General features: G+C 46.6%; 6 protein-coding genes. All 6 read right to left on the bottom strand.

Annotated elements, in window-relative coordinates; genetic code table 11:
- Nucleotides 1-1,221, bottom strand: a 1,221-nt coding sequence (locus Q0277_RS06155) for a pentapeptide repeat-containing protein (protein ID WP_297996530.1), incomplete at its 3' end; no start/stop codon positions are given.
- Between the two features lie 24 nt (nt 1,222-1,245).
- Nucleotides 1,246-3,021 (bottom strand): NADH-quinone oxidoreductase subunit N, encoded by a 1,776-nt coding sequence (locus Q0277_RS06150; RefSeq protein WP_297996528.1) that lies wholly within the window; start codon nt 3,019-3,021, stop codon nt 1,246-1,248.
- Nucleotides 3,011-4,540 (bottom strand): NADH-quinone oxidoreductase subunit M, encoded by a 1,530-nt coding sequence (locus Q0277_RS06145; protein WP_297996526.1) that lies wholly within the window; start codon nt 4,538-4,540, stop codon nt 3,011-3,013. Before Q0277_RS06145 ends, Q0277_RS06150 begins: the two co-directional genes overlap by 11 nt.
- 7 nt (nt 4,541-4,547) lie before the next feature.
- Complete coding sequence (nuoL, locus tag Q0277_RS06140) at nt 4,548-6,395, bottom strand: NADH-quinone oxidoreductase subunit L (protein ID WP_297996524.1); 1,848 nt, start codon at nt 6,393-6,395, stop codon at nt 4,548-4,550.
- Entirely contained in the window at nt 6,388-6,711 is a 324-nt protein-coding gene (nuoK, locus tag Q0277_RS06135) for an NADH-quinone oxidoreductase subunit NuoK (protein ID WP_297996522.1), read from the bottom strand. Before nuoK ends, nuoL begins: the two co-directional genes overlap by 8 nt.
- Before the next feature lies 1 nt (nt 6,712).
- Nucleotides 6,713-6,956 (bottom strand): NADH-quinone oxidoreductase subunit J (locus Q0277_RS06130; protein WP_297996520.1); only part of this gene is annotated, 244 nt, incomplete at its 5' end.

The raw sequence follows: 6,956 nt of genomic DNA, 5'->3' as shown, positions 1-6,956 counted from the left end.
AGTATTGATGATATCATTTAATTCCGATAAAAATGAATAATGTAAAAAAGAACTGGAAATAAGTTGGAACATAGCGATAAGAAAGATTGGAAATATTGGGATAATTATGAGATCTTTCCACATTTGAGTGTCTGTCTCTCTAATCCGAATTGTGAACATAACTGCTATAAAGATAAAAGCAAATAAAGGAAATAACAGATTAAGCTCCTCTTTTTTCAAGCAGACTTCTAAACATACATACAAACAAGGAAAAAGCAAATTTAAGACTCCATAAACCATTACAATAGTGACGGCAAAATTAATGATCTTTACGAGATTCGAATGATGGTCGCTCGTAACACGATAAAGTTTTAATAGCATTAAATCTATAAAATTTTTAATATTCTTTCTTGCCGGATCTTTAGATTCTTTATCTTTAAGATCGTCCTCTAGCTCTATCTCCTTACAATACAATTCAGAAACGCGATACCTTATAGCATCAAGATGGTTCCCTGTTTTAGTTACGATATTTTTTAAAACCCTAAAACTATCGCGGAAATCATTCGCCGTCTCTTTAATAGAGCTGCTTTTTGCAGCTTTGATTATAGCTTGCTTCAAATCTTCATATTCAAAGTCCAGTTTAGAGTTTACTAAATTTAAATCTCCCTCAAATATAGTGGCGGAAAAATTTACAAAGTCCTTAAATCGCACGCCGTAAAAAGATGCTACTTTTTTAAATATGGCTCCATGGAAGTCTGCATGATTATTAAATACGATATTATTAAAATAAGCGTTATCTTGGAATATAACATTAGAAAAATTTATTGGTTTTGTATATTCTTTCTCGTCAGAGTTATCGAAATTTACCGGTTTTTCAAATAAGCAATTTGAAAAGTCAACAATGCTGTTAAATTCAGATTTCTCAAACGAAACGTATTTTTTAAATTTAGAATTTTCAAATGAGATTGCTTCTTTAAATTTACAACCAATAAAACTTATTTTTTCTCCTATAACTCCCGTTATATTTAGACTATAAAAATCACAATTTTGGAATTCTACCTCAAGCTCGCAAATAATCTTAGTTAAATTCAATACGCGATCTATTGGAGAGCCATAAAAATTTTTAATAATATACTTTCCGTTTTCCTTGTCAATATGTTCCGCGATATTGGCAAGTTCTACATCTTTACCTATGAACCCTCTTGATTTTAAATCATCTAGCCACTCTTTGGAATTCTTCATCTCATTCGCTTAAAAAAATAACTCTTAATACCCGCTTAAAAAGACGAAATTATTTACCGCGCCGGTTAGGAATTTCACTAAAAACGGCGCCAACACGCACGCCACGCTAGCTAGCACGACGGCAAATTTTATCTGCACCGAAACCGCGCTCAGCGAGCCGTCAAGCTCCGCGTCCTCTCGCGGCTCGTGCAAAAACATACGCACGATGAGGCGCAGATAGTAGTACAGTGCGAGCGCGCTATTTACCGCCATGATAACGGCGAGGGCAAAGTAGCCCGAATTGACCGCGGCGCTTAGCAGATACATCTTGCCCCAAAACACGCTAAACGGCGGAATGCCCGCAAGCGAGAGCATAAAGATCGCCGCGCATAGCGCAAAGAGCGGATGGGTGTGGATCAGACCGTCAAATTTCTCAAACGGATGCTCGAAGCGAGCCGCGAACTTGGAGCTTTGCTCGCAAATTTCGGCGCCTGGCTCGCAAGCTTCAGTGCCGAAAAGGCTCGCTTCCGCGCCGAGCTCGCTCGCTTTAAAATTTTGCTCGCCTGCTTTAGAATTTAGCTCACTCGCTTTAACGCTCCACTCGGCGCAGGCTGAATCTTGCCAGCTCGCGCCTAAATTTAACTCCCCGACAAAACTCGGCTCGTGATTTTGCGAAAAAGAGAGCTTTGCGTTTGAGATAGAGCTCTCGCCGTTTGCGTTTAAATTTAAAGCGGGGTTTTGGGTTTTAAATTTTAAATTTAACGAGCGGGCGCGCCTTTGCCGCACGCACCAGACGAATGCAAACGCACCGAGATTTGCTACGGCATATAGTATCCAGTAGGTGAAAAGTGCGGCGTTTGCCTGCGTCGAGCCGATCACGATCGCGCAAAGCACGAAGCCCGCGTGCGAAACGGAGCTGAAAGCCAGCATCCGCTTGACGTCGCGCTGCACGAGCGCCATAAGGTTCGCTAAGCTCATCGTAAGCACCGCAACGGCGTAGAGTACGATGTTTAGCCACTGCACGCCGATGCTTCCCAGAGCTTCAAACAGCCTGATCGCCACGACAAAGCCCGCGATCTTGGGCACGACGGACAAAAAGCCTGCCATAGCGGAGCTCGCACCCTCGTAAACGTCGGGCGTCCAGGTGTGAAACGGGATCAGCGAGAGCTTAAATCCTATCGAGACGATCATAAATGAGCAGGCGGCGAAAAGCAGGACGTTGGTTTGTAAATTTGAACTCTTGGCGATCTGTGCGATATTTGAAATTTCCATAGAGCCGGTCGATAGAAAAAACATCGCCGCGCCGAATGCGAAAAAGCCCGATCCCAGCGCGCCCATTATGAAGTATTTTAGCGCCGCTTCGATCGATCTGGCGCGATTATGCAGCGCGATTAGCGTATAAAGCGCCAGCGAGCCCGTCTCAAGCCCAACGAGGATCATCATTAAATTTTCGCTCGCGACCATAAACTCATAGCCCACGAGCACGAATAAAAACAACACGAAAAACTCCGCCGTGTGGTACTCGTGCGCGCTTCTTGCACCCAAAGATAGAAAGATGAAAAATATCGAGCCTGCGAGCATGATAAGCATCGATAGCGTCGCGATTCCGTCCACCAGCATCACGTCGAAAAGCCCGCGTATGCCGCTGTTGTATCCAAAAACGAGCCCGAAGCCGAGAGCTAGAGCTAGTATTGTGATGACGGCGTAAAATTTATACGATAACGTGCGCGCAAAAAGCGAAACTGCGAGCATCAGCAGGGCAAATCCTCCGAGTATCGCCATAGGCGCGATCGAGGCTAAATTTAAAAGATTATTTTGCATCGCTTCTTACCTTAAAATTTGCTTTTTCCATATAGGCACGAGTCGCGGTTTGAGAGGCTTTATTAAACATCAGCTCAAGGCTTTGCGTCACGCTGGGCTCGATACTTTTTAGCATCAGATTCGGCGCGACGCCGAGCACTACCACCAGCACGCAGATCGGGACGATAGAGCAAAGCTCGGTTCTGTTTAGATCGCTTAGCTTTTTATTCTCCTCATGCACGAGCGCGCCGAAGAAGGTCTTTTTATAAAGATTCATCGAATAGATTGCGCCCATTATGATGCCGAGCCCGCCCAAAAGCGCATAGCTAAAGCTTATTTTAAAAATCCCCGCAAGGCTTAAGAATTCTCCCACGAAGCCGATCGTAAGTGGGAGGCCTATCGAGCCTAGCAGCACGACGCAAAAACAAAACGCATAAAGCGGCATCACTCGCGCAAGCCCGCCGAACTCGCTGAAAAGCTTCGTATGCCTGCGGTCATATAAAAAGCCTACGAGCATAAAGAGCCCGCCGCTTACTATGCCGTGGCTTATCATCAAAAATACCGCGCCGCTCATTCCTTCGCGGCTCATTGAAAAAATTCCAAGCATTATTACGCCCATATGCGCAATCGAGCTATACGCGATAACCTGTTTGATATCCTTCTGCGCAAAGGCGATGAAGCTCGCATAGATGATCATAACGATCGCTACGGCGCACATCATCCCGCTAAAATGCACGCTCGCGTCGGGAAATAGCGGCAGCGAAAATCGCACAAAGCCGTAGATGCCCATCTTAAGAAGCACCGCGGCAAGCAGAACCGAGCCTATCGTAGGGGCCTGCCCGTGCGCGTACGGAAGCCAGGTATGAAAAGGAAAGCAAGGCGTCTTGATCGCAAAAGCGACCGAAAATGCCAAAAATAGAGGAATTTGCGTACTAAGCGGCAGCGACAAGTTCTGCCAGTTTAGGATATTAAAGCTATACTCGCCCGTAGCCTCGTGATAGAAATAGCTCATCGCTACGAGTCCTACGAGTAGAAACATCGAACCTAGAAAGGTGTAGATGAAAAATTTCACCGCGGCGTAAATTCTCTTGCCGCTGCCCCATGCGCCGATTATGTAGAGCATCGGAATGAGCGAAAGCTCCCAAAAGATGTAAAACAAAATCGCATCCAGCGCCACAAAAACGCCCACCATCGTCATCTCTAAAAACAGAATGCAGATGATTAAATTTTTGGTGCGCTCTTTAATGCTTAGACTAAGCAGCGCCAAAAATGTAACCAGCGTGCTTAGGATCACTAAAAACAGCGAAATTCCGTCCACGCCGATGAAGTAGTTGATGCCGTATTCGCTTATAAAAGGGTGCAGCACGCTAAACGCGATGCCGTCCACCGGCTCGTAGAGTATCCACAAAACGAGCGAAAGCACGAACTCTATAAAGCTCATCGTAACGGCGTAGGTCTTGATGCTCGCTTCGTCGATCAAAAAGCCTAAAACCGCAGCTACCGCCGGAAAAAATATAACCAAACTTAAAAAGTATTCCATGCCCACCTCACAGCGCAAACGCCAAAATCAGCAAAATGAAAGATCCCAAAACCATCCACCTTAAATTTGCGCTCAAATCTCCGCTATTGCTCGCGCGATCCGCCCCTTCGCCGCTTTTTACCGCCACGCGAGCGATCAGATCGACGCTGGCGTCTATGATCGCGCCGTCGCATTTAGCGCAGATCTCGCTAAGCTTAGCGTATCCGCGCACGATCACGCGCTCGTAAATTTGCGGGATAAAATACTGCGCGATCAAAATTTTATAAAATTTGCAACTCTTTAAATTTTGGCTAAATTTGCCCTTGCTGTATGTCCAAATCGTGCCGATCGCTACCGCGCTTATCATCGCTAGCGTTATGGCGATCAAAATTACCTCCACGCCGTGCGGGATCGAAGCTTTAAAGCCCGGAAGTATGCTAAGCACGAACTCCGCAAAATCGTGCTCGAAAAAGCCCGCGATCACCGCAGGCACGGCTAACACGCCCATCGAGATAAGGGCGAAGCCTTTCGCCTCGTGCGGATGGTGGGTAAAATTTTGCTTGCCGAAAAACACGAGCATTATCAGACGCACGCTGTAAAACGTCGTCATCGCAGCGCCCGCAAACAGCAGCGCCCAGATAAAATACGCGTCCGCGCTCCACGCCGCTTCTAAAATTTTATCTTTTGAAAAAAAGCCCGCGAACGGATAAAATCCGCAAAGCGCGAGCGAGCCTATGCACATTAAAATCGCCGTAGGTCGCATAAACTTATATAATCCGCCCATATTTTGGATATTTAGATCATCCTTCATCGCGTGCATTACGTTGCCCGCTCCCAAAAATAGAAGCGCTTTGAAAAACGCGTGCGTCGCCAGATGAAATAGCGCGATCCAATACGCCCCGAGCCCCGCAGCCACGAACATATAGCCAAGCTGCGAAAGCGTGGAGTAGGCGATGATTTTTTTAAGATCGTTATGAACCAGCGCCATCGATGCCGCAAAGACCGCCACGAAAGCGCCTAGGCAGACGATAAAGCCACTTACTTCTGGCGCGAGCGCGAAAATCGCGTTTGCGCGGATTACCAGATAAACGCCCGCCGTAACCATAGTCGCTGCGTGAATGAGCGCGGACACGGGCGTCGGACCCGCCATCGCGTCGGCAAGCCAGGTATGGAACGGAAACTGCGCGCTCTTGCCCATCGCACCGATAAATAAAAGTGCTGCGATCAGAGTTAAAATTTCAGGCTCCAAGCTCGCTGCGTTCGCAAACACCACCTCGTAGCGCAACGAGCCAAAATTTAAATAGATCAAAAAAATTCCAAGCAACATCCCAAGATCTGCGATGCGGTTCATTATGAAAGCTTCGTTGGCGCACCAGCTGTAATTGCTCCTATCATACCAAAAGCCTATTAGCAGCCACGAGCAGAGTCCGACCCCCTCCCAGCCGATGAAAAGCCCTAAAAAATTATCGCTCGTTACCAAAACCAGCATCGAAAATACGAAAAGCCCCAGGAAGCTGAAAAATTTAGCGAAGTTTTCATCATCCCACATATAGTAGATCGAGTACACGTGCACTACGCTGGAAACGATGCCCACGACCACCATCATCACCGCACTTACGCTATCGATAAGAAAGCTAAATTTTGCGTCCAAAAATCCGGTGCTTATGAAATCGGCTAAGCTTACGCTGATTAGGCGGTTGTCAGAGATGAGCTCCATCAAAGCAAGCGACGCGATAGTACTTAAAATCACCAGCGCTGAGCAGACTACGCCAATAAACATCTTATCTTTGGCGCGAATGAAAACGCCTGCGAAGATCGCCGAGGCAAGCGGTGCGAAAAGGGCGATTAAGAGCCATACAAAAACGGTATCAAGCATCCGGTCCATCCTTGGAAGGATTTTTAAAATTTACGAAGCTGTCAAGTTCGATACTGCCCGTTTTCTTATACCACAAGATGAGTAGTCCAAGCCCCACGGCCATCTCGCTCGCAGCGATTGCGACGATGAAAAGCGCAAAAATTTCGCCGTTTATGTTGTCGTAAAATTTCGCCACGGCGACGAGGGCCAAATTTGCGGCGTTTAATAAAATTTCGCTCGAAAAGAAGAGCATTATCAAATTTCTTCGCTTCATCATACCCGCAAGCCCGAGCCCAAACATCATCACAGCAACGATCAGATAGTGATTTAGACCCATTTTACCCCTCGCTCTCTTCGTAGCTCAGGCTCGCGTCCATCTGCTTATGCGCAAGCACGATAGCGCAGATCATCGCCACAAGCAGCATCACGGCTGCAAGCTCGAAAATCGCCAGATATTTCGTAAAAATAATCATCCCAAGCGCCTCGGTATCGTCGGTGTTTAAAATTTTAAGCGTTTCTACGTTGTTTGCGACCACCGCACCGAGCACGATAATCACGAGCAAAAATGCGATCACGCCGCTA

Source organism: uncultured Campylobacter sp. (assembly GCF_938030815.1).
Lineage (GTDB): Bacteria > Campylobacterota > Campylobacteria > Campylobacterales > Campylobacteraceae > Campylobacter_B.
The sequence above is the reverse complement of the archived record's forward strand: the minus strand, read 5'-3'. Positions and strand labels throughout refer to the sequence as shown.

Excerpts from the sequence above, each read along its gene's own strand:
- Q0277_RS06150 (WP_297996528.1), bottom strand. The coding sequence starts at position 3,021 with ATGCAAAATAATCTTTTAAATTTAGCCTCGATCGCGCCTATGGCGATA.
- Q0277_RS06145 (WP_297996526.1), bottom strand. The coding sequence starts at position 4,540 with ATGGAATACTTTTTAAGTTTGGTTATATTTTTTCCGGCGGTAGCTGCG.
- nuoL (WP_297996524.1), bottom strand. The coding sequence starts at position 6,395 with ATGCTTGATACCGTTTTTGTATGGCTCTTAATCGCCCTTTTCGCACCG.
- nuoK (WP_297996522.1), bottom strand. The coding sequence starts at position 6,711 with ATGGGTCTAAATCACTATCTGATCGTTGCTGTGATGATGTTTGGGCTC.